Below are 22,228 nucleotides of genomic sequence, written 5' to 3' on the forward strand. Positions count from 1 at the left end.
AACTCTGTTTAATTATCCAAATGTACCATAAATTCAGCCAATTCTCAAGTGGCTGTTCAGCTAATTTAACAAAGGAGCGGACAGATTATTCCCTCTATTAATAAGAAGTAATCTGTCCGCATAAATATACTTTTACTACCTCTTAAATCGATCCTGTGGATGCAAATGACTTGGTCTAATTTTATTTCCTGGAACCGCACGGCGAATGATAATTTGGGCCAAAGCTATTGGATGAAAAGGAATAAATGGCCATAGATAAGGCACATTTAATGTTGTTGTTCGAATTAAGAATAGAAGATACAGGGTCATTCCAATAACAAAGCCAGGAGTATGAAAAATAGCTACAACGATTAACAAGACAAGCCGAACAATTTTGTTAGCGATCCCAAGTTCATAACTAGGTGTAGCAAAGTTACCAATTGCAGCAACTGATACATACAGAATAACTTCTGGAACAAATAGTCCTACATCAATCGCAATTTGCCCAATGAGAACAGCTGCTATCAAGCCCATTGCGGTTGACAATGGTGTTGGTGTATGAATGGCCGCAATCCTTAAAAATTCAAGCCCGAGGTCTGCAATGAAAATCTGTACAACAATTGGAATGTTTGTTGTTTCATTTGGTCCGATAAAAGCAAGCCTTTCTGGCAGCAGGGATGGCTCCAGCACAGCTAAAAACCAAAATGGCAGGAAAAAGATAGAGGCGATAATCCCTAAAAACCGAACCCATCTCACAAAGGTTCCAACCATAGGTGATTGTCTATATTCCTCTGCATGCTGCAAATGATGAAAAAAAGTAGCTGGTGTTATAATGACACTTGGAGATGTATCGACATAGATAATGACATGGCCTTCTAATAAATGAGTTGCAGCTACATCTGCTCGTTCCGTATATCTTACGAGAGGATAAGGATTATAGCCTTGCTTTAATAAAAACTCTTCAATCGTTTTATCAGCCATTGTTAGTCCATCTGTTTTTAAGTTTTTCATTTCCTTTTTTACAATTTCAATTAAATCAGGATCCGCCACTCCATCAATATACCCTACGGCAATATCGGTTTTAGAACGCTCTCCCACTCTCATAATTTCAAAGCGTAATCGTTCATCTCTAATTCTTCTTCTTGTGATGGCAGTGTTTACGATAATATTCTCAACAAACCCATCACGTGAACCTCTGACTACCTTTTCCGTATCGGGTTCTTCTGGCATTCTTCCTGGATAACTTCGCACATCAATAATAAGACCATGATCATAACCTTCAATAACAACTGCTACTAATCCAGACAGAACTTGGTCGACTAATTCATCCATTTTTTCAATAACTTGTACACTTTGGTGGACCAATTGATTCTGAATAATATCAAATGTATCTCTTGCTTGTGATTTACGATCCGCATCATTTAAAAATAGTAGCTGCTCCAATAATTCTGCAATCAACACACTATCGCATAATCCATTTACATAATATAAATTAACTTCTTTTCGCATTACTTTAAATTTTCGAACACCCAGATCGAAGCTAGTTCCAAGCCCGACCCGATCCTTCATATACTTTTCGATTTTATCTAGTTCTTCGTATATTTGGATCTTCTTTTCTGTCTTGCTGCTCATAAAAACCACTTCTTTCTAAAATATATTCTACTGCTTTCCGTGTAATCGGGGCGCCTTTTTCATAAGAGTCCTTTTTCCCCATCTTCCCAATGTCCCCAATACCAACAACAAGGGGAAGATTTAATTCATCTAGAATATACACAGTATCTCCATTAACTCTTCCTAACTCCATTTCTGGAATTCCATATTTGTCAACACCATATGGCGTCAATTCACCATCTTGGTCGATGGCAACATCTATTTTTGTCCATTCCTCTCGTCTTGTTCTGCTTGCTACTGCAAGTACTCCCAAGACTTCTAAATCAGGATGAGTAGCTATGTACTTTAGTGCATTCTCGCCATTTCCTTCTCCCACAAAGCCGCTATCATCAAACATGACTAAGACTGGATCATTTTTTGCTTGCTTAATAAAAGATAATATTTCCTCTCCGCTATGATTACTTGGATTACCGAAGGAGGTAGAAATACATCTTCCCCCAATCTCCTTTGCAACCATTTCAACAGCTCTTCTGGCATATTCATCTCCATCTGTTATAAGGATTACCTTTCTCCTATTTTCCATTTCCCATACTTCCTTTCTGTCTCCATTACATTCAGCCTCAAGGAATAAAATATACCCAATGAAATAAGGAGCCAAAGATCTTACCAAATACAAGAGCCATCATTAATACCAATAACTTGTCATCAATTCCAATTCGCTTTGCTAAAAGGGGGAATACATCCAGCACTTCTGTTAATGCTGCTGCTATCATCCCAATATAAATTCCTCCAGCAATGCCCATTATGATAAGCAGAAATGATGGTAAGGAAAAACTAGGTTCTCTCAAAAAAGCAAGTGTCCCAGAAACAGCTCCTAAAACAGCAGCCCATTCATATGCATAAATCTTACTAAATGTTTTTGTTAGCTGTGTCAGTCTTGGGATAATACCGAATACGGTTAAAAAGGCAACGTAACCAGCCCCAACGGTTATTCCCCACGCTAAACCGACAAAGATTACAAATAAGATATTAATGATCATCTAGTTTTTTTATGCTTTCTTTATTTTCATGCATAATCATGTACTGATCTAAGGACTGCTGATAATTGAATACTTCCACTTCTAATGGACTAGGCTCTTCATTAAGGCGTTTCTTAAACACATGGTTGAAAAAAATGACCATTCCAAGACCTAATCCTACAGAATAAGGAATCTGAAAAATTAATGGTTTTTCAATCTCCTTCCCTGTAATCATTTTATAAACTCTCTGATGAACAGATTGCATGCTTACATCTTCATGAAAGTTCATAATCGTTAATCCAGAACCAATAAAAAGTAATAGCCAAACCAAGATAAATAACGGAAGTGTCACTTTTCTCTTCTTAAAAACAACCTCAATGATCGTTTGAGCTGGTCCAATTAGTTGGATTTCAACTTCTTTATGGATTTTTTTAATTTCACGAATAACTAGCGTACTATCAATAATGATTATATTCTTATCTTGTTCTGTAATATGGTATAGACATACATCCTTTAGTGTAGACAGCAATTCATCTGTTGCAATTATTTGTGCAAGGTCTTTCAGAAATATCCGTTCATTTGACTTTTTTTGAATGCGATGTCTCATTCTGATATATATTGTCTCTGCCATTTTTTCACGTCCTAACACGTTGTTTTCACCATGACTGTAGTATTCGATTATCATGATAAAATTATGAAAGTCTGTTAAATGGTAATTTTTTCACTTTTTATATAAAAACAAAATAGCCGCTAATCCACGATGCGGACTTGCGGCTATTTCCTTTAAAGATCCATTTGCTCTTTCATTTGTATTAATATTTTTTTCTCCAGCCTAGAAACTTGAACTTGAGAAATCCCTAGCCTCGTTGCTACTTCGGATTGAGTCTGATCTTTATAATATCGTAAATAAACAATCAGACGCTCTCGTTCATCAAGCTCCCTAATAGCTTCCTGTAAAGCAATCTTATCAAACCATTTTCCTTCATTACCATCATCTATTTGATCCAGTAATGTAATGGGATCGCCATCATTTTCATAAACAGTTTCATGAATCGAGGATGGCGCTCTTGCAGCTTCTTGTGCGAGAACGATATCTTCTGGAGGTATCTCTAAAAACTCGGAAAGTTCCCCGACTGTTGGTGTTCTGCCATATTGCTTCGATAACTCGTCCTTCGCCTTTCGAATTTTATTACTTAATTCTTTTAACGATCTACTAACCTTTACCGTCCCATCATCACGGATAAATCGTTGAATTTCTCCGATAATCATTGGTACTGCATAGGTAGAAAATTTTACATCATAGCTTAAATCAAATTTATCAACTGATTTTAATAGCCCGATACATCCTATTTGAAATAAATCATCAGGATCATATCCCCTATTTAAAAATCTTTGCACGACTGACCAAACAAGACGCATATTTTTCTGAACGATAGTATCTCTTGCTGATTGATCTCCATCTTGGCTTCGCTTTATTAAGTCCTTGACTTCATGGTCTTTTAGATACGTTTCCTTCTTATCTTTCTTTACCTCCACATCCATAGACGATTCTCCTTAATTGCTTAGCATTTTGCTTTTCATTAAATGCTTACGCAGACGAATCTCTGTTCCGCTATCTGGACTTGACTGAATTTCGATTTCATCCATAAAATTTTCCATGATGGTAAATCCCATACCAGATCGTTCAAGCTCTGGTTTTGTCGTAAATAATGGCTGTCTTGCTTCCTCTACATCGAAAATTCCTTTCCCTTCATCTCTGATGGTTAAATCAATGTATGAATCTTCTAATATAACAGAAATATAAACAATTCCATTCGGATCATTTTCATAACCGTGGATAATGCAGTTAGTCACTGCTTCTGAAACAACTGTTTTAATTTCCGTTAATTCATCCATTGTTGGATCTAACTGTGTAATAAATGCAGCAACCGTTACACGTGCAAATGATTCATTCTGGCTGAGTGCGCTAAATTGAATGTGCATTTCGTTTCTCATCTTAAGCTACCCCCAATCGTTGTAGGGCAAATTCTTCATTTGTTTCCAGCTTCATAATTTTAAACATGCCAGACATATCAAATAAACGCTGAACGCTTGGGGAGATAGCACAAATGACCATTTCTCCTCCAATCTGTTTAATTTGCTTATATCTTCCCAATATAACTCCTAAGCCAGAACTATCCATAAACGTTAAATGTTCAAGATTTAACACGATATGACGGATACTATAGCTCTCGATTGCAGTTGTTGCTTTTGTCCGTAATTCTTCTGCATAGTGATGATCCAATTCCCCAGATAGGCGTATACAAAGTACATTATTTTTTATTTCCAACTCAATATTAAGACTCACTAGAATAGCCTCCTTATTTGGTTTAAAGAAACTATTCTAGGTTTTCATGCAATTTCCTTCTCCACAGACAAAACTAGTGTTCTTTCGCTAAAAACAGAAGGAATATAAATGAATTCGACAAAAGCAGAAAACTATTCTGTTTTTGTAAACATTCCTGCAGAGCGTTTAAATAATGTCCACCATTTTGCTGATTTCACTTCTTTTTGTGCTACCAACGGACTTGTCACAAGGATTTTCCCGTCTTTTTTATAGGATATTTTTCCAATTTCCTGCCCTTTTTCAATTGGAGCTTTTAATTTTTTATTCATCGTAATTTCCTTCTCTAATTTATCGATTTGCTCCCCTTTTTTCGTTAAGATAGAAATTGGTTCGCTCGTAACGGCTGTCACTTCTTTCTCTGATCCTTTGCTTACTTTTACTTTACCAATCGCTTCTTCTCGTTTATGCAAAGGATGTGTTTCATATTGACTAAATGCATAATCCAGCATTTTTGTTACTTGAGCATTTCTTTCTTTCGAGGTTGGCGCACCGAAAACAACTGCAATTACACGCATTCCATTTTTCATAGCAGTTGCGGTTAAACAATATTTTGCTTCAGCTGTAAATCCTGTTTTTAATCCGTCCACGCCTGGATAAAACTTCACAAGACGGTTTGTGTTAACTAGCCAAAACTTCTTATCAGTATCTTCTCTTAAATAATCTTCATATGTGCCAGTAAATTTCGTTATATCTTCATATTTAAGCAATTCCTTTGCCATTAATGCCATATCTTTTGCAGAACTGTAATGATCTGTTACTGGAAGTCCTGTCACATTTTGAAACTTGGTGCTTTCTAAGCCTAATTCTTTTGCTTTTTCGTTCATTAATTGAACAAACTCTTCTTCAGATCCTGCTAATCTTTCCGCAACTGCTACAGCTGCATCATTTCCAGATCCAATGGCAATTCCTTTTAACATTTGCTCGGTTGTCATCTCTTCCCCAGGTTCAAGGAAAATTTGTGAGCCTCCCATAGATGCCGCATGCTCACTTGTACGTATTTTCTCATCTAACTTTAATTTTCCTTGATCAATTGCTTCCATGATCAGAAGCATCGTCATTATTTTTGTCATACTGGCAGGAGGAAGTTTTTCCTCGCTGTTTTTTTCATACATAATAGTTCCTGTATCTCGATCAATTAAAATGGCTGATTTTACATTTTCAACTAATTCTTGCTTTTTCTCAGCAGCTAAAGTGCCCGGTGCCAAAATTGATGTCATAAAACAGGTAATGATTAACAATGATATGATGCGTTTCATCTATTGACCCTCCATTCTATATAGCATCCATTTTTTCCAAAAAAAACAAGTTTATACAGCCAATGAAGAATATTCATGAAATAATTTGAATAGCACTAAAGGAAGATAGAATGTTTCATGCATTTCATAGGTATCGTTAGGCTAGTTTACTGATCTAGGTTATAATGAATAGAGTTCAAAGGAGGATAACAATTGATTCATTTAAAGACACCTGAGCAAATTGAAAAAATGAGAAAAGCAGGAGAAATTCTTGCTGATTGTCATAAAGAAATTAAAAAGTTAATCAAATCAGGCATTACTACGGAAGAAATCGATGCATTTGCGGAAAACTTTATTTTACAAAGAGGAGCCACTCCAGAACAAAAGGGCTATCACGGTTATCCTTTTGCAACTTGTGCATCTATTAATGATGTAATCTGTCATGGTTTTCCTTCCAAAAGCCCCTTAAAAGATGGAGATATTGTTACGATAGATATGGTAGTAAACTTAGATGGATGGCTTGCTGATTCCGCCTGGTCTTATGCGGTTGGGAATATCTCCGAAGAGGCAAAAAACTTATTAAAAACAACCGAAGAGGCATTATACAAAGGGATAGAACAAGCGGTCATTGGAAACAAAGTAGGAGATATCTCCCATGCCATTCAAACGTTCGCTGAAGCAAAAGGTTATGGGGTAGTGCGAGATTTTGTAGGACATGCGATTGGCAGAGAAATGCACGAACTCCCACAAATCCCTCACTATGGTCCTCCACACGTTGGGACACCTCTTAAAGAGGGGATGGTTATTACCATTGAACCAATGCTAAATATCGGTATGTATCATGCCAAGGTTGATTTGGATGGATGGACAGCACGAACTGTTGATGGCAGCCTTTCTGCGCAATATGAACATACCTTAGCCATTACAGCTAATGGACCAGTAATCTTAACGAAACAATAAGGGGAAACACCCAATGGCAGATTGCAAGCCATTGGGTGTCTTTTTGTTGTCCTGAAAATATTTATATATTAAATACAAAAAAATGAACTTTTTAAACGATAAAATACTCTTATAAGCGAGAGGTGAAGACATGAATGATGAACAACTTGTACAGAAGGCAAAAAAGCGGAATAAAAAAGCCTTGCTTCAATTAGTGATGCAGCAAAAAGACGATTATTATCGTCTAGCATATTCCTATATGGGGAATTCTCATGATGCGATGGATGCAATGGAAGAAATGATCATCATCTTATATGAGAAAATTGCTCAGCTCGAAAAAATTGAATCTTTCTATAGCTGGAGTAAAACTATCTTAGTGAATATTTGTAAGGGGAAATTAAAAAAGGAACGTAGAGAAATAGTTATGGATGACTTAGAGCAGCACAATCTTTTACATACAACCGATCCCTATAAATATTCAGTGGAAACACTAGACATTGTACAATTATTAACAAAATTACCCCCAGTCCAAGCGGAAGCAATCAAGCTAAAGTACTTTCACGATTTCGATAATGAGACGATTGCCAGCATCATGAAAGTATCTACCGGCACAGTAAAATCCAGAATACACAATGGCTTAAAACGATTAAAGAAGATGTATGGAGGGGAAGACAAGTGGAATCTTTAGAGGATAAACTACTAGAGGAAAAAAAGAAAATCGCAGAAATAACAGCTCCGCCAGAATTAGAACAGCGACTAAGCAAAGCACTTTTTGATAAAAAAACAAACTCTCCTAACCTAAAGAGATGGGTTCCCTTATCTGCTGCTGTAATAATTCTATTAATTTTTATGACGTATCAATCAAGTGCATTGGCTTATTACGGCAAAAAACTGTTAGGATTCGATACCATTATGAATCAATCCTTAAAAGATTTAAATGAAAAAGGATTTGGGCAAAATATTGAGAAGTCCTATCTATTAGAAAATGGTACTGTATTAACAATCAATGGACTTATGTCCGATGAAAATAGATTGGTTGTTTATATTACATTAGAAAATGATAAAGGCTTGCCAAATGATCTAGATCACATTTTTTCACCAAGGAACATTACTGGCTTTTTTACAAATGCAAAAATGAATAGCTCCGTTTTTGAAAAAAATGATGACAAAACAAAAATCACGGGAATATTAAATTTTGATCCCATTAATGCTTTTTCGAAAAAGCTCCAGCTGCACTATGTTTACTGGAAAGATGATGAAACAATGGAAGGTACAACTGATATCTCCTTTCCCTATAATCATAAGGAAGCATTACAAACAAAAATGAAGCAATCTATTAATAAAAAATGGAATGTAGATAAAGGTACTATTCATTTTAAAAGAATCACAGCTACTCCTACACAAACGGTTATAGAAGGCACGTTTCATGTCGACAATTATGACCGGCTCAATCATGGTTTTAATGGAGTAGAGCTAGTCGCAAATGGTCAGCCTCTCTCCCAAGAAGGCTATACTACTTCTTCATCCATTAACAAAAACAATACATTTTCGATTGAATATGATGGCCTTCCAGAAGATATCCATTCACTCGAAATTCTCATGAAAGACTTTATCGGTTATAAATCGATAAATAAATCCATTGCGCTTACAGGGAAAGAAGAAAATAGAGTAATACCATTAGAGAATGATGAAGTAACTATAAAGAACATCCAGTTAAATGATATGCTATCAATAAGTATCTCCTCGAGTGATTCTGTTTTATTAGATAAAGTAAGTATTATCAATGAAGAGCAAGAAAGAATTCCTTTAAAAACAACAACCAATCACCAGTTGATAACTAACAAGGATGGAACAATTAATAATGAGCGATCATTGCTATTTAACACAAAATCTCGACCGCTGGAACTGCATATTGGCGGATTGCATTATGTGAAAGAATACAATAAAACTTTAGCTATTCCTCTTCAATAAAGAAAGCAAAAGACTCACAAATGATCAGCTATTAGCTTCAATCGTGAGTCTTTTCTTCTTATTCTGTAATTATTTCATAAATTAGCGTAGGAGCTTTTACTTCATTTGGTGAAAGCTTAATATTTTCATCCAATTTTTTTATTACATCGTCTACTTCTTCCGTATTGCTATAAATCGTAACGAGTGATTCGCCAGCCTCCACTTTATCTCCTATTTTCTTGCGTAAAACTAAGCCTACCGCTAGATCAATTTCTGACTCTTTTGTTGCTCGGCCAGCTCCTAATAACATAGCAGCGGTCCCAATGCTGTCAGCTGTTATTTCTGCGACATAGCCTGATTCTTTTGCTGGAAGCTCCGTAATAAATTTAGCTTTAGGTAATAAATCTGTTTGATCCACAACAGAAGCATCTCCACCTTGGGAACTTAAGAAAATTTTGAACGTTTCGAGCGCTTTGCCATTATCTATTGCCTCTTGCAGCATTTCTCTCGCTCTATCCGTTGATTCTGCCTTTCCAGCTAAATAGACCATATGACTGCCTAAAGTTAAACATAGTTCCGTCAAATCTTCTGGTCCATGCCCCTTTAATGTATCAATTGCCTCTTTTACTTCTAGTGCATTTCCGATTGCATATCCTAAAGGCTGACTCATATCAGAAATAACAGCCATTGTTTTCCTGCCCACATTATTCCCTATTTGCACCATTGCTTCAGCAAGCTCTCTAGATGCATCCAATGTTTTCATAAATGCTCCAGCACCTGTTTTCACATCTAAGCAAATGGCATCTGCACCTGCTGCAATTTTCTTACTCATGATACTGCTGGCAATCAATGGAATACTGTTAACAGTCGCGGTTACATCTCGTAAGGCATATAACTTCTTATCAGCAGGAGTGAGGTTCCCACTTTGTCCAATAACCGCTAATTTATTCTTATTTACTAGGTCAATAAACTCCTCTTTTTCTATTTCCACATGGAAACCTTTTACTGATTCTAATTTATCGATGGTTCCACCAGTATGACCGAGTCCTCTTCCACTCATTTTCGCCACTGGAACACCTACTGATGCCACTAATGGTCCCAATACTAATGTGGTAGTATCGCCAACTCCCCCAGTTGAATGTTTATCCACTTTAATTCCTTCAATGGCAGATAAATCAATGACATCTCCTGAATGAACCATTGCCATTGTTAATTCAGCACGTTCAGCTGCTGTCATATCTTGAAAAAACACAGCCATACTAAATGCACTCATTTGATAATCAGGAATCGTTCCATCTGTATAGCCTTTAATAATAAAAGAGATTTCTTCTTTGGATAATTCTAAACCGTTCCTTTTCTTCTCAATTAAATCGACCATTCTGAATGCCATAATTTGAATTCTCCTTCATATGTATGGAATTTTTTTCTTTAAAATTGCAAAAATTCAAGTCAAATTACTGCTTTTTTTAATTTTTTGATTTATGTAAACGGTGTAAAAATATATCTATCTAAAGAGTTACCGGTAAATCAGTAACTCTTTAGGATGAAAACTTCATTATGCACCTATATGTTTAATTAGCTCTTTCACATATTGCAGGAAATTTGCTTTTACCTTTTCTGTTGTTTCGATTACTTCTTCATGATTCAGTGGTTGATCTAGAATACCTGCAGCCATATTAGAAATACAAGAAATCCCTAATACTTTCAGACCTGCATGACGAGCGACTATTACTTCCGGAACAGTCGACATCCCCACTGCATCGCCGCCTAATACGCGAAGCATTCTTACTTCTGCTGGCGTTTCATATGATGGACCTGTGTTTCCCACATAGACACCCTCCTGAATACTCAGTCCAATACTGCTTGCGACCTTGCGTGCTGTTTCACGCAGATTTCTGCAATATGCTTCTGACATATCAGGGAATCTCACCCCTAACTTACTGTCATTTGGTCCGATTAATGGATTGGTGCCCATATTATTAATATGATCAGAGATTAGCATTAAATCACCAGGTGCAAAGTTTTCATTCACCCCGCCTGCAGCATTGGTTACAATTAATTTTTCTACTCCTAATTCCTTCATAACGCGAACCGGGAAAGTTACTTTATCAAATGTATACCCTTCATAAAAGTGGAAACGACCTTGCATTGCTACCACTTCGATTCCCTTAATTGTACCGAATACAAGTTGTCCAGCGTGACCTTCTACTGTTGATACCGGAAATTCTGGAATTTCTTCATAAGGTATTTTTACTGGATTTTCGATTTCCCCTGCAAGAACGCCTAAGCCTGAGCCAAGAATTAAACCAATTTTAGGTGTTTTCGCATATTTTTGTTTTAAAAAATCAGCTGATTGCTTAATCATCGTATAATTCATTTTTTATTCCCCTTATATTAAGTCATTTAAGAAGCTTGTGCCATGCTTTGGCATCTTTACGCTGAAATTATCTGCTACTGTTGCTCCAATATCAGCAAACGTTTTACGTAGCGGCAGCTCTTTCGGTTCCTTTAATGATTTGCTATATACTAATAATGGTACATACTCTCTTGTGTGATCTGTTCCATGATGGATCGGATCATTTCCATGATCAGCGGTAATGATTAATAAATCATCTTCCTTCAGTAATTCCAATACTTCTGGCAGTCTAGCATCATACTCTTCTAATGCCTTTCCATAGCCAATTGGGTCTCTTCTATGTCCAAATAAAGCATCAAAATCTACTAAATTTAAGAAGCTTAAACCTGTAAAATCCATTTTTAGTGTGTCAACTAGTTTGTCCATCCCATCCATATTGGAGACGGTTCTCAATGATTTTGTCACACCTTCTCCATCATAAATATCAGAGATTTTTCCAATAGCAATACTCTCAATTTGATTATCTTTCAATTCATTCATTACAGTTCGATCAAATGGCTTTAGAGCATAGTCATGACGATTTGCAGTACGTTTAAAGTCGCCTGGCTCGCCAATAAATGGTCTAGCAATAATACGACCAACCATATATTTCTCATCGAGTGTCAATTCTCTTGCTAATTCACAAATACGATACAATTCATCTAAAGGAACAATGTCTTCATGTGCAGCAATTTGCAGCACAGAATCTGCTGATGTGTAGACGATTAAAGCACCAGTCTTCATATGCTCTTCGCCTAGCTCATCTAGAATTTCTGTTCCACTAGCTGGTTTATTTCCAATGATCTTGCGTCCAGATTTTTCTTCGATTTCATTTAATAGTTCATCTGGGAATCCTTCCGGGAATACACGGAATGGTGTCGCAATGTTTAGACCCATTATCTCCCAGTGCCCAGTCATGGTATCTTTTCCGTTTGATGCTTCTTGCATTTTTGTATAATAAGCAATTGGAGTATCAGCCCGCTCAACACCAGCAATTTCCTCAATATTACTAAGACCTAATTTCGCCATGTTCGGCATATGAAGACCATTCATTCTTTGAGCAATATGCCCTAATGTATGTGCTCCTTCATCATTAAATTTTTTCGCATCAGGTGCCTCGCCAATCCCTACAGAATCCATTACAATTAGGAAAACACGATTATATTTATATGTAGACATCTTTTTCCTCCTTTTACCATTTCATTTAACCCTATTTTGTCCTACTATATGTATCTTTATTAACCATAAAAATTATAGCATAATCGTCAGAAGTCTGACATCTTTTTCAAAATTGTTATCTTTCACTTTGGAAAAATAAAAATTGTTTTCTATTTTCTTCTTCATTATACCTTTTTTCATATAAAAAGAAAAAAGAACACTGTTCAAGTTTGCTGACAGTGTCTTTTTCTCCTTACTATTTACCCTTTTAAACAAAAACTATCTCCCGCCCACTAGGCACGAGGATGAAATTGACTATATACATCTTTCAATCTAGTTTTTGTTACATGGGTGTATATTTGAGTTGTTGAGATATCAGCATGACCGAGCATTTCCTGCACCGCTCTTAAATCAGCACCATTTTCTAATAAATGAGTTGCAAACGAATGTCTTAATGTGTGCGGTGTTATTTCTTTTTCAATATGGGCTTCCTTCCCTAAACGCTTTAAAATTTTCCAAAAGCCTTGTCTTGTTAATCGATTGCCATGGTGATTTAGAAACAAGGAATGCTCCGTGGATTTCTTTTGGTTTAAAAATGTTGGTCTCCCTTGATGCAAATAATCCTTCAATGCCCTCGTAGCTGCTCCGCCAATAGGGATGATTCTTTCTTTGTTCCCTTTTCCGATACAGCGGATAAACCCCATTGTAAGATGAACATCATCCATATTTAAATTGATCAACTCACTCACACGGATTCCTGTTGCATAGAGAAGCTCAAGCATCGCTTTATCTCTGAGTCCATAATGGTCATTTTTATGAGGAAAATCAAGCAGTGCTTCTACTTCCTCCATGGATAGAACTTTAGGCAATGTTCTTTCTGCCTGCGGTGTTTCAATATGTACAGTTGGATCCTCTTCAAGCACACGATCCCGGAATAAAAATTGATGAAATGCACGAATAGATGCTATATGTCGTGCGATTGTTTTAGAGGACTTTCCTTGGTCCTTTAAAAAACCTAAAAAGCGAATAATGTGGGAACGCTGTATTTCTTTGAGATTACATTGTTCTACATTTTTCATATATTTTATATAGCTTTTTAAGTCTCTTTCATATGATACAAGTGTATTACTCGCTAAACCCTTTTCCACTAATAAATAATGTATAAAATCTTTTAATTGATCTTCCATAGGACTATTCCCCATTTAAGTAAAACAGGAATATTCGATCCCTCCATGAATATTTTTCTGTTTCCAGACTATTATCTGCATTCACCTTGATGGCAGAACCTGATGGCTCATCATAGCGATGTAGTTGTTGATATTCTTGATTAAACCAAACGATTGCATAATAAAAAAGAATCGTACATCCTGTAAATAGGAGAAATACTTTTAGTGTATTTATAATTGCTTTTGTCCATCTCATCCAAAATCCCTCCATAACTTCTATAATACAAGCTATGCCAGATTGGACATTTAATATACCTAATGGACCTATTATTCTTATTATAATAGAAATAAATATTATTTAAAGCGTTAAATTCCCCCTTCGTTTTCATTTGATATCCTATTAATATGTGATAAAGGTAACATTCCTTCTTTGAATTAGTAAATAACAAAAATAAAAAACCTTCTCAACTGAAAAGGTTTATTCTGCGGATGAAACATCCTCGTTTTTTTCCGTGCAACGATGACAAATACCATGAAATGTTAGACGATGATCTTTAATTTTAAAATTCCAGTCACGCTCTACTAATTTCTCTACATCTCCTAGTAAATCTTCTTGAATTTCATCCACTGCTCCACATTCAATACATACTAAATGGTGATGAAAGTGGGCTGCACCTTCTTGTCTCAAATCATACCTAGAAACACCGTCACCAAAATTTATTTTATCAACAATTTTCAATTCCGTAAGTAGTTCAAGTGTGCGATATACGGTTGCCAATCCAATTTCAGGAGATTTCTCTTTAACGAGTAAGTAAACATCTTCTGCACTGAGATGGTCTTCTTCATTTTCTAATAATACTCGAACTGTTGCTTCCCTTTGGGGAGTTAATTTATAGCTCGAAGAATGCAACAGCTTTTTTATTCTATCTATTCTACTTTCCATTCCGAAAGTCCCTCCCTAGCCACTGTCCATCTCATTATAACAGAAGTAGGAAAAGAATCCTAATAAAAATTATTATAAATAACAATTAATAATAATTATTAATTTATAATGACTATCAACGATAATGAATGAAGCAGCACCCCTCCATTAAAAAAGGATAGTAATAATAATAGATTGTACCATATTAATGACAGCTTTCATTAATAATGGCGAAATATATGCCTCTACTGCAGCAGCAATGCCGATTACTATAAAGGCCATTATTAGAAGAATAGTATATCTAGCAAACAGCGGCAGCATTGGTTCTCCCTTTTTCTTCATAAACTGCTGGCGAATCATTTTAAAAGAGAATGCTACTGATAGTGTAGCAGAAATTATAAAAATTGGAATAACAATTAGATTTTGCGGCAGAACCGACACAAATGATAGTAGAAATCCATGCCATCCCATTTGATTTACTAAAAAGCCAACTGTGAAACCAACTACCATTCCTTTAATAAATAGTAGAATTAAAATAATAGGCAATCCTATGATCGAAATACCTAACAGCCAAATAAAACCAATATACTTACTATTATGCGAAAAGCTTTGAAAAAACAAATCTTTGCTGTCCGCTACTTGTCCATTCGAAACCTGTCCAAAAAACTGTGTTAAATAATAATAGAGATCTTCCTTTTGGGAGAGAGACAAACTATTCACTACAATTGCACCAAAAATAACCCCCATTAAAAACAATACAATGATAAATAAGTAAATTGAGGAATGATCGCGTATATGATTCACTAGGATATTCTGATATTTTTTCTTTTTCATTGCCTTTCCTCCCGCCAAGTCTGTTAGTTAATGTTTATGCAAAAAAAAAGGGCATATGACTATAAATCTATTATTAATAGAAATGAAAAAATAATCAGATTATTATATTATTGATATAGAGATAGATAGATTAACAAATGGAGGTGAGTGTTTTGAAACCAGTATTAATCGATTTACCAGAAACGATCGAAACAGATAGGCTAGTCATACGCCCTTGTATGCCAGGAGATGGCAAAGATGTATATGAAAGCATTCAGCGGTCTAAAGAAGACTTTAAACCTTGGATGAGTTTTGCCAATCAGGAGCAAACACTAGAAGAAGTGGAAGCAGGCGTACGAGAATCATATGCCAAATATATTTTAAGAGAAGATATTCGATTACATATTTATTTAAAAGCAACAAATGAATTTATTGGATCAACCGGTCTACATTCAATGGATTGGAAAGTCCGCGTGTTTGAAATTGGCTATTGGTGTGATTCAGCTCATACAGGAAAAGGCTATATTACCGAAAGTACAAAAGCATTAATAAAGTTCGCACAAAGTACTCTTGAGGCTAATCGTATTGAGATACGAGTAGATTCCACCAACATGAAAAGCCGTGCTATCCCAGAAAAACTCGGCTTCTCATTAGATGGAATTTTGAAAAATGAGACACTAAGTGCCGATACAGAAGAATTAAGAGATATTTGTCTTTATTCTTTGACATAATGAAGAAATCCCACAAATGATTATGTGGGATTTTTGATATTACTTATCTACTCTGACCTTGCCGTATTTGCCGCCCCCGCCAACTTGCAAGTCTACCATTCCCGTTCTTGCTGCAACAATATAATCTGCCACTTTCTTTGGCACAATCTCCACTAGTTTTTCATAGGGGGCTTCATGAATGATTTGCATTTCAGTTGAAAAATAATCGAGTAATTTTTGCATCGTTTTTTTTCCTAATCCAGGTATATATTCTAACGGTATTTGATGAATATACGGAGGTCTACTAGGTGCACTGGCTGCATCTTTTAAATCGCTAATCCTTGCTGCCACCCCTTTTACCCATTTATGACTTCCGCATTCTGTGCAGATCCCTGTCGTTTCCGAGAATGGAGCATAGCATTTCATGCAAACTGTTTCGTGATATTTACCTAATTTCGGATCTAATCCATAATTGGCAATGATTTTTCTACCGTCTTCTTGATGAAGTACTTTTGCAAATTCAGCAAAAGAAGCGTCCTCCATTTCCATGACCTGATATTCCCGAGCCATTTTTTCTAAAGAATGAGCATCAGAATTGGTTATAAATGAAAAAGAATGTAATTCTGCGATTTGGTCTGCCATCTCGGTATCAGAACTCAAACCAAGCTCAATCCCATCAATCATTTTCTCGTCAAAAACTTCTTTAAAGGAACGATTAACTCCGCTACCATATAAACTTTTAAACGGTGTGAAGACATGGGCAGGAACGAATAGTCCATTTAATTCCTTTACTTTATACTGTAATTCTTTTCCACTGATATAAAGGCGCTGCGAGCTTAATGTTACATTTTTCATATGGTGAGAAATCCAATTAGAAAATTCCCTCATTTTAGCCAACGTCGGTAGATAGCATAGCACATGAATAGGACCCTTACAGAAAGAATCATATATTTCGAGCTCTGAGCCAAGAATAATCGTGATTTCTTCCATTCTCACCCCACCATCGGCTAATTCCAGCATCTTCCCTTGTGCTATTAAGTCCTCCATTTCCAATATTACCTCAGGAGAATGGCAATCAATGATCCCAATCATATCAAGACCTTTTTGCTTACTGGCATATTCTATGATTGCCGTTAAAGTTAAGTTTCTTGATGCTGTTATTTTTACCGGTTTCCCGCTCTTTGTTCTACCAATATGGATATGTAAATCAGTGTAATACGAATTCATTTTTACTCCTTTAAATTTGCAATTTGTAAATATTGTACCCCAAAAATCGTTTTAGCATCAAAAATACGCTTTTCTTTGATAAATTCCAATGCCTCCTCTAGTGTAATTTCTAATACATTCACAAACTCATCTTCATCAAGTCCTGCTGCATTTTCTTTTTGCTTTAATCCTTTTGCCACATATACATGAATAATTTCATCAGCAAATCCTGGGGAAGTATAGAATGATCTTACCAATTCTAGAGATTCACATTCATATCCCGTCTCTTCTTCTAACTCTCTTCTAGCACAAAGAGCTGGTTCTTCGCCTTTTTCTAATTTCCCAGCAGGAATCTCCACAATTACTTTTTCAAGCGGCTTTCTATATTGTTCTACCATAACTAGTTTATTATCATCCGTTATCGCTATTACAGCAACCGCGCCTGGATGCTTTACAAGTTCTCGCGTGGACGTTTTCCCATTCGGCAATTCGACCTCATCCACTTGAACTTGAATGATTCTCCCGCTATAAATATGCTCTGTTTTTAATGTTTTTTCTTCCAATGTACTCATTTGACACACTCCTGTTCTATTAAGTCAAAGCTCTGACATATAGATTATTATACTTCATTTCTGTTCAATGGAAAGGATTGGGGGAAGCTTTTGAAAGTATATATCCAGGAAAAAGGAATTATTTTATCAGGAAAGGCTTGGGAAATCCGCTATATTCTTAAAAAATACCAAACGGAATTTACTTATGTAAAAGATTGGATAAACGCAAATGCTGACAGCTCTCAAAAATAAGCCATATTCTTTGTGAATAAACAGCATCTTTCGTACAATAAGAGATATCTTTAATGGAGAGGTGTTCAATTTTGCAAAAGTCTCAATTAGGCAATTCTAACTTATTTGTTTCCAAATTAGGTCTAGGCTGTATGAGTCTCGGTACCGAAGAAAAAACTGCTTTCCCAATTTTAGAAGCAGCACTTGAAGAAGGAATTAATTATTTTGACACAGCGGATCTATATGATCAAGGGAAAAATGAGCAATTGCTCGGTCAGTTTTTCAAGAATAATCGCGATGATGTCATTCTTGCTACAAAGGTAGGCAATAAGTGGGAAGAAGGAAAAGAAGGCTGGGTTTGGGATGCAAGTAAAGCCTATATTAAAGAACAAGTAAAACAAAGCCTAAAGCGCCTTGGCACAGATTATATTGATTTATATCAGCTGCATGGAGGCACGATGGAAGATCCAATAGAGGAAACGATTGAGGCATTTGAAGAATTAAAAGAAGAAGGATTTATTCATTATTATGGTATTTCCTCCATTCGTCCCAATGTCATTCGCGAATATGTGAAACGTTCTTCAATTGTTTCTGTCATGATGCAATACAGCATTTTGGACAGACGTCCTGAGGAAGAAGCACTGCCATTACTTGCCGAAAACAATATTAGTGTTGTCACTCGCGGACCGGTTGCAAAAGGTCTTTTAAGTCCTAAATATCGGGAAAAACTATCGGAGAAAGGCTATTTAGATTATTCTCGTGAAAAACTGACAGAAGTATTACAAACACTGGAACAGAAATTCTTAGATAATCGTACACTTACAGAGGCTGCAGTGCAATATAATTTAGCTCATCCCGCTGTCGCTAGCATCATTGCAGGAGCAAGCTCAGCAGAACAGCTTCGCGCTAACGCAAAAGCAGTTAACAGTGCCCCTCTATCTGCGGATGAAATAGCATTCATCAAAAAGATTTCCAAAGCATCTGTTTATGAAGCACACCGTTAATTAGGATAGGTGTTTATTTCGGAGCTTGTTCCCCGAATGGTTCATGGAATTTTTTCTATGAACCATTTTTTATGATAGATGAATGCCGATATTACTCACTGTTTTTGAAAGGTGGAGCTCATCTTGGTTTTGAACGCTAGTTTTGAGCTCTGTCTCTTGAATAATGGTTTTCATCTTGCCTATGAACACCTTTTTTGTACTCTATCTATTGAATAGTTGTTTTCATCTCGAATATGAACACCTTTTTTGGGCTCTATCTATTGAATAGTGGTTTTCATCTTGCTTATGAACACCTTTTTTTGGGCTCTATCTATTGAATAGTTGTTTTCATCTTGCTTATGAACACCTTTTTTTGGGCTCTATCTATTGAATAGTTGTTTTCATCTTGCTTATGAACACCTTTTTTTGGGCTCTGTCTCTTGAAAAGCGGTGTTCATCTTGGTTATGAACGATGATTTTAACACCAATATATTATTCTTATCGAAATAACACCTTAACTAAATAGGAGAAACGAGGAATCACTTTGAAATACATAGAATTTGGTATAGGCAACAAATGGTTCAATACGAACAGAAACAGAATTACAAGATGGAACAGAGTTTGAGGAAAAAGGAATAAAGAGACCTATTAAATATCAATCACTATATACTAGAATTTGGATTGGAAAAACAGTGCTTATTATCGACTCAAAAGAAGGATTTAAAAAAGCTACTAAAAATAGAAAATCCTTCAAATTAATACTTGGAATAAAAAGCCTCTAACAGTTTATTTAACCTTTCTTAATCTCCAAAAGGAAAATCTCTCCACAATCACGAATATAATATCATAGTTAAAAAGCTACTACTATTCTTTACTTAAAGGGGTTTTTCGATTGAATCAGGCATTATTAATTATTGATGTACAACAAGAGCTGGTTGAAGGAAATGCAGAAGCAAAAGGGGTCTATAACAAACAAGGTTTATTAGAAACAATCAATTTAGTAATAAAGAAAGCTATTGAATCAGGGATAGAGATCATTTTTGTAAGAGATAAAGATGTTGCAGGAGGAAAAGGACCTGGATTTGACATTCACTCCGATATAAATGTCCCTCGCAAAGTTAAAATCTTTGATAAATATGCAACCAATGCGTTCTATGGCACAGGTTTATTAGAGTATCTACAGGAAAAAGAAATGCGCCATCTTGTTATTATGGGTTGCGAAACTCCTTATTGCATTGATACAGCGGTCCGAACAGCAACGGTTAATCATATGGATGTCACGCTAGTTGGGGATGGCCATTCCACAACTGATTCTTCTATCCTTTCTGCCGAGACTATTATAAAGCATCACAATACAATATTACATGGCCATTATAATGTCGATCATTTTTCCATAGTTCGCACCTCTGCCGAGGATTTGTTTACACCTACTCATGATACATATCGATAATTTTCTCGCAAGAATAATCTAAAATTCCTAAACAAAAGTCATCTTAAAAATGGCTTTTGTTTAGCTAATTGCATTAATCACTCCCGATCTCCCAAGCACTTCTCAGTAAACCAATACCCTCTTCCATTTCTGTGTCTGTTAATCCCCCATACCCTAAAATTACTTTTGGATTACCTGTATAGCGTTTCTCAAAGTAATACAAGGAAAGCGGATATACCTTAACTCCAAAGATCAATGCCTTTTCTATTAATTGTGTTTCTGTCCACTCAGTATGAACTTCTAAAACAATATGAAGGCCAGCATTTTCTCCAATCACTTTTACAAATCCACCTAAATAATGTTGAATCGTTTGCAGTAATACTTGGCGCTTCTTTCGATATAATGTTCTCATTTTATTTAAATGACTATTCCAATGGCCCTCTTTAATAAATCGATATAAAGTGTCTTGATGCATGCGAGAAACAGTCTGTTTATACACGGTAAAATGCTTCCTATATGTAGAATATAAAGATTTTGGGAGGACAGCAAAGCTTATGCGCAGAGATGGGATTAAGGATTTTGAGAAGGTTCCTAGATAAATAATCCGATTGTTCTTGTCTAATCCTTGAAGTGCCGGAATCGGCTTTCCTTTGTAGCGATATTCACCATCATAATCATCTTCTATAATATAACCGCCGTTTTTTTCTGCCCATTTAAGCAATTCTAATCGACGTGTAATAGGCATAATCATTCCATATGGAAACTGATGAGAAGGCGTTACATAAGCAATATTTGCTTTACTCTCATTCAATTGCGAAACATTCATGCCATTTTCCTCAACCGAAATTGGTAAAACTTTAATCCCCATATCTTGTAAAACAACTCTAATTCGATGATAGCCTGGATTTTCAAGAGCGTATGTTTTATCCCTTCCGATCAATAAACCCATTAGCCCAATTAGCATTTGCGTACCTGCACCAAGAATAATGTGGTCGGGATGACAGTTTACGCCTCTTGTCGCATATAAGTGTTTAGCAATCTGCTCTCTTAAATTAAATTCCCCTTGTGGATCTCCATTCGAAAACCAGAAGTTTTGGTCTTCATATATCGATTGCATAGAAAGTTTTCTCCAAGTAGTATAGGGAAAATAGCTACTATCAACATTTCCTGAATTAAAGTCTATTTTCACAGGCTTTGCCTGTTCCACCTTTTGCTTTTCCTTATTCTCTTCAGTATCGAGCCAGCTACGAAATTCTTCATCAATAGTTAATACAAATAATCCTTTTCGCGGAATACTTTCCACATATCCTTCTGCACAAAGTTGGTCATAGGCCGATTGGACCGTGTTTAAACTAATTTGCAAATGTTCCGCCAGCTTTCTTTTCGATGGCAATTTTTCATTCGGTGAAATATGTTTATTCATAATTTCTTGTTTAATAAAATCCGCTAACTGCATATAAAGGGGCTTACCACTATCCTTCTGTAAAATTGGTGTTAATTCTAGCATTAGTATCCACTCCTTCCCTTCAGCTGATACCTTTAAAA

Annotated in this window: 25 protein-coding genes and 1 pseudogene; 8 read left to right on the forward strand and 18 right to left on the reverse strand. The window is 35.9% G+C overall.

Features of this window, described 5'->3' with window-relative positions:
* Positions 1–135: 135 nt before the first annotated feature.
* The 8 genes from BCI01S_RS09235 to BCI01S_RS09270 all read right to left on the reverse strand — a co-directional run bounded on the left by BCI01S_RS09235 (position 136) and on the right by BCI01S_RS09270 (position 6,251).
* Positions 136–1,611, reverse strand: a complete 1,476-nt coding sequence (locus BCI01S_RS09235; protein WP_047940320.1) for a spore germination protein — start codon at positions 1,609–1,611, stop codon at positions 136–138.
* Complete coding sequence (gene spoVAEA / locus BCI01S_RS09240) at positions 1,562–2,173, reverse strand: stage V sporulation protein SpoVABEA (protein ID WP_047940319.1); 612 nt, start codon at positions 2,171–2,173, stop codon at positions 1,562–1,564. The genes BCI01S_RS09235 and spoVAEA overlap by 50 nt, the downstream gene beginning before the upstream one ends.
* 37 nt (positions 2,174–2,210) lie before the next feature.
* A complete protein-coding gene (locus BCI01S_RS09245; protein WP_152679991.1) occupies positions 2,211–2,630 on the reverse strand; it encodes a stage V sporulation protein AB in 420 nt (139 codons plus the stop codon).
* On the reverse strand, positions 2,620–3,240 hold the full coding sequence (locus tag BCI01S_RS09250; RefSeq protein ID WP_061798632.1) for a stage V sporulation protein AA: 621 nt from the start codon (positions 3,238–3,240) through the stop codon (positions 2,620–2,622). Before BCI01S_RS09250 ends, BCI01S_RS09245 begins: the two co-directional genes overlap by 11 nt.
* 152 nt (positions 3,241–3,392) lie before the next feature.
* Positions 3,393–4,151, reverse strand: coding sequence for an RNA polymerase sporulation sigma factor SigF (gene sigF, locus BCI01S_RS09255; RefSeq protein WP_061798315.1), 759 nt, complete (start codon positions 4,149–4,151; stop codon positions 3,393–3,395).
* A 12-nt stretch (positions 4,152–4,163) separates the two neighbouring features.
* A complete protein-coding gene (gene spoIIAB / locus BCI01S_RS09260) occupies positions 4,164–4,604 on the reverse strand; it encodes an anti-sigma F factor (protein ID WP_047940317.1) in 441 nt (146 codons plus the stop codon).
* Position 4,605: 1 nt separating this feature from the next.
* A complete protein-coding gene (gene spoIIAA / locus BCI01S_RS09265; RefSeq protein ID WP_061798320.1) occupies positions 4,606–4,956 on the reverse strand; it encodes an anti-sigma F factor antagonist in 351 nt (116 codons plus the stop codon).
* A 131-nt stretch (positions 4,957–5,087) separates the two neighbouring features.
* On the reverse strand, positions 5,088–6,251 hold the full coding sequence (locus BCI01S_RS09270) for a D-alanyl-D-alanine carboxypeptidase family protein (RefSeq protein WP_061798325.1): 1,164 nt from the start codon (positions 6,249–6,251) through the stop codon (positions 5,088–5,090).
* A 192-nt stretch (positions 6,252–6,443) separates the two neighbouring features.
* Between BCI01S_RS09270 and map the strand changes: the two genes are divergently transcribed.
* The 3 genes from map (at position 6,444) to BCI01S_RS09285 (ending at position 9,140) form a co-directional block, all read left to right on the forward strand.
* Complete coding sequence (map, locus tag BCI01S_RS09275; protein WP_061798331.1) at positions 6,444–7,190, forward strand: type I methionyl aminopeptidase; 747 nt, start codon at positions 6,444–6,446, stop codon at positions 7,188–7,190.
* A gap of 130 nt (positions 7,191–7,320) precedes the next feature.
* Positions 7,321–7,857, forward strand: a complete 537-nt coding sequence (locus BCI01S_RS09280) for an RNA polymerase sigma factor (protein WP_061798334.1) — start codon at positions 7,321–7,323, stop codon at positions 7,855–7,857.
* The gene (locus tag BCI01S_RS09285) at positions 7,845–9,140 is read left to right on the forward strand and encodes a DUF4179 domain-containing protein (protein WP_061798340.1); all 1,296 of its coding nucleotides are present in this window, start codon (positions 7,845–7,847) and stop codon (positions 9,138–9,140) included. Before BCI01S_RS09280 ends, BCI01S_RS09285 begins: the two co-directional genes overlap by 13 nt.
* A 58-nt stretch (positions 9,141–9,198) precedes the next feature.
* Here BCI01S_RS09285 and BCI01S_RS09290 read toward each other — a convergent pair whose 3' ends face one another.
* The 7 genes from BCI01S_RS09290 to spoIIM form a co-directional block, all read right to left on the reverse strand.
* Entirely contained in the window at positions 9,199–10,509 is a 1,311-nt protein-coding gene (locus BCI01S_RS09290) for a pyrimidine-nucleoside phosphorylase (protein ID WP_061798346.1), read from the reverse strand.
* Positions 10,510–10,674: 165 nt separating this feature from the next.
* Positions 10,675–11,496 carry a purine-nucleoside phosphorylase gene (locus BCI01S_RS09295; protein ID WP_047940310.1) on the reverse strand — a complete coding sequence of 274 codons (822 nt, stop codon included), beginning with the start codon at positions 11,494–11,496 and terminating at the stop codon, positions 10,675–10,677.
* Positions 11,497–11,508: 12 nt separating this feature from the next.
* Positions 11,509–12,693, reverse strand: a complete 1,185-nt coding sequence (gene deoB, locus BCI01S_RS09300) for a phosphopentomutase (protein ID WP_047940309.1) — start codon at positions 12,691–12,693, stop codon at positions 11,509–11,511.
* A 272-nt stretch (positions 12,694–12,965) separates the two neighbouring features.
* Positions 12,966–13,859 (reverse strand): site-specific tyrosine recombinase XerD, encoded by an 894-nt coding sequence (gene xerD / locus BCI01S_RS09310; protein WP_047940679.1) that lies wholly within the window; start codon positions 13,857–13,859, stop codon positions 12,966–12,968.
* 4 nt (positions 13,860–13,863) lie between these two features.
* Entirely contained in the window at positions 13,864–14,094 is a 231-nt protein-coding gene (locus tag BCI01S_RS09315; protein WP_047940308.1) for a YqzK family protein, read from the reverse strand.
* A gap of 222 nt (positions 14,095–14,316) precedes the next feature.
* Positions 14,317–14,781, reverse strand: a complete 465-nt coding sequence (gene fur / locus BCI01S_RS09320) for a ferric iron uptake transcriptional regulator (RefSeq protein ID WP_047940307.1) — start codon at positions 14,779–14,781, stop codon at positions 14,317–14,319.
* A gap of 147 nt (positions 14,782–14,928) precedes the next feature.
* Positions 14,929–15,594, reverse strand: a complete 666-nt coding sequence (gene spoIIM / locus BCI01S_RS09325) for a stage II sporulation protein M (RefSeq protein ID WP_061798358.1) — start codon at positions 15,592–15,594, stop codon at positions 14,929–14,931.
* A 152-nt stretch (positions 15,595–15,746) separates the two neighbouring features.
* Here spoIIM and BCI01S_RS09330 point away from each other — a divergent pair, with 152 nt between their 5' ends.
* The gene (locus tag BCI01S_RS09330) at positions 15,747–16,304 is read left to right on the forward strand and encodes a GNAT family N-acetyltransferase (RefSeq protein ID WP_156485412.1); all 558 of its coding nucleotides are present in this window, start codon (positions 15,747–15,749) and stop codon (positions 16,302–16,304) included.
* A gap of 39 nt (positions 16,305–16,343) precedes the next feature.
* On the opposite strand, the gene BCI01S_RS09335 is transcribed toward BCI01S_RS09330, so the two are convergent.
* A complete protein-coding gene (locus BCI01S_RS09335; protein WP_061798367.1) occupies positions 16,344–17,510 on the reverse strand; it encodes an endonuclease Q family protein in 1,167 nt (388 codons plus the stop codon).
* A gap of 2 nt (positions 17,511–17,512) precedes the next feature.
* Positions 17,513–18,061: an NUDIX domain-containing protein gene (locus tag BCI01S_RS09340; RefSeq protein ID WP_061798369.1), complete on the reverse strand. Its 549-nt coding sequence runs from the start codon at positions 18,059–18,061 to the stop codon at positions 17,513–17,515.
* A gap of 90 nt (positions 18,062–18,151) precedes the next feature.
* Here BCI01S_RS09340 and mciZ point away from each other — a divergent pair, with 90 nt between their 5' ends.
* The 4 genes and pseudogenes from mciZ (at position 18,152) to BCI01S_RS09355 (ending at position 20,704) form a co-directional block, all read left to right on the forward strand.
* Positions 18,152–18,292 (forward strand): Z-ring formation inhibitor MciZ, encoded by a 141-nt coding sequence (gene mciZ, locus BCI01S_RS09345; protein ID WP_047940302.1) that lies wholly within the window; start codon positions 18,152–18,154, stop codon positions 18,290–18,292.
* A gap of 71 nt (positions 18,293–18,363) precedes the next feature.
* Positions 18,364–19,275 (forward strand): aldo/keto reductase, encoded by a 912-nt coding sequence (locus BCI01S_RS09350; RefSeq protein ID WP_061798372.1) that lies wholly within the window; start codon positions 18,364–18,366, stop codon positions 19,273–19,275.
* Positions 19,276–19,798: 523 nt separating this feature from the next.
* A pseudogene (locus BCI01S_RS24710) lies at positions 19,799–20,036 on the forward strand (DUF3977 family protein).
* 110 nt (positions 20,037–20,146) lie between these two features.
* Positions 20,147–20,704, forward strand: coding sequence for a cysteine hydrolase family protein (locus BCI01S_RS09355; protein ID WP_061798377.1), 558 nt, complete (start codon positions 20,147–20,149; stop codon positions 20,702–20,704).
* Positions 20,705–20,777: 73 nt separating this feature from the next.
* On the opposite strand, the gene pdxR is transcribed toward BCI01S_RS09355, so the two are convergent.
* Positions 20,778–22,190, reverse strand: a complete 1,413-nt coding sequence (gene pdxR, locus BCI01S_RS09360; RefSeq protein ID WP_061798379.1) for a MocR-like pyridoxine biosynthesis transcription factor PdxR — start codon at positions 22,188–22,190, stop codon at positions 20,778–20,780.
* Positions 22,191–22,228 lie beyond the last annotated feature (38 nt).

The organism is Niallia circulans NBRC 13626 (assembly GCF_001591585.1).
Classification (GTDB): domain Bacteria; phylum Bacillota; class Bacilli; order Bacillales; family Cytobacillaceae; genus Niallia; species Niallia circulans.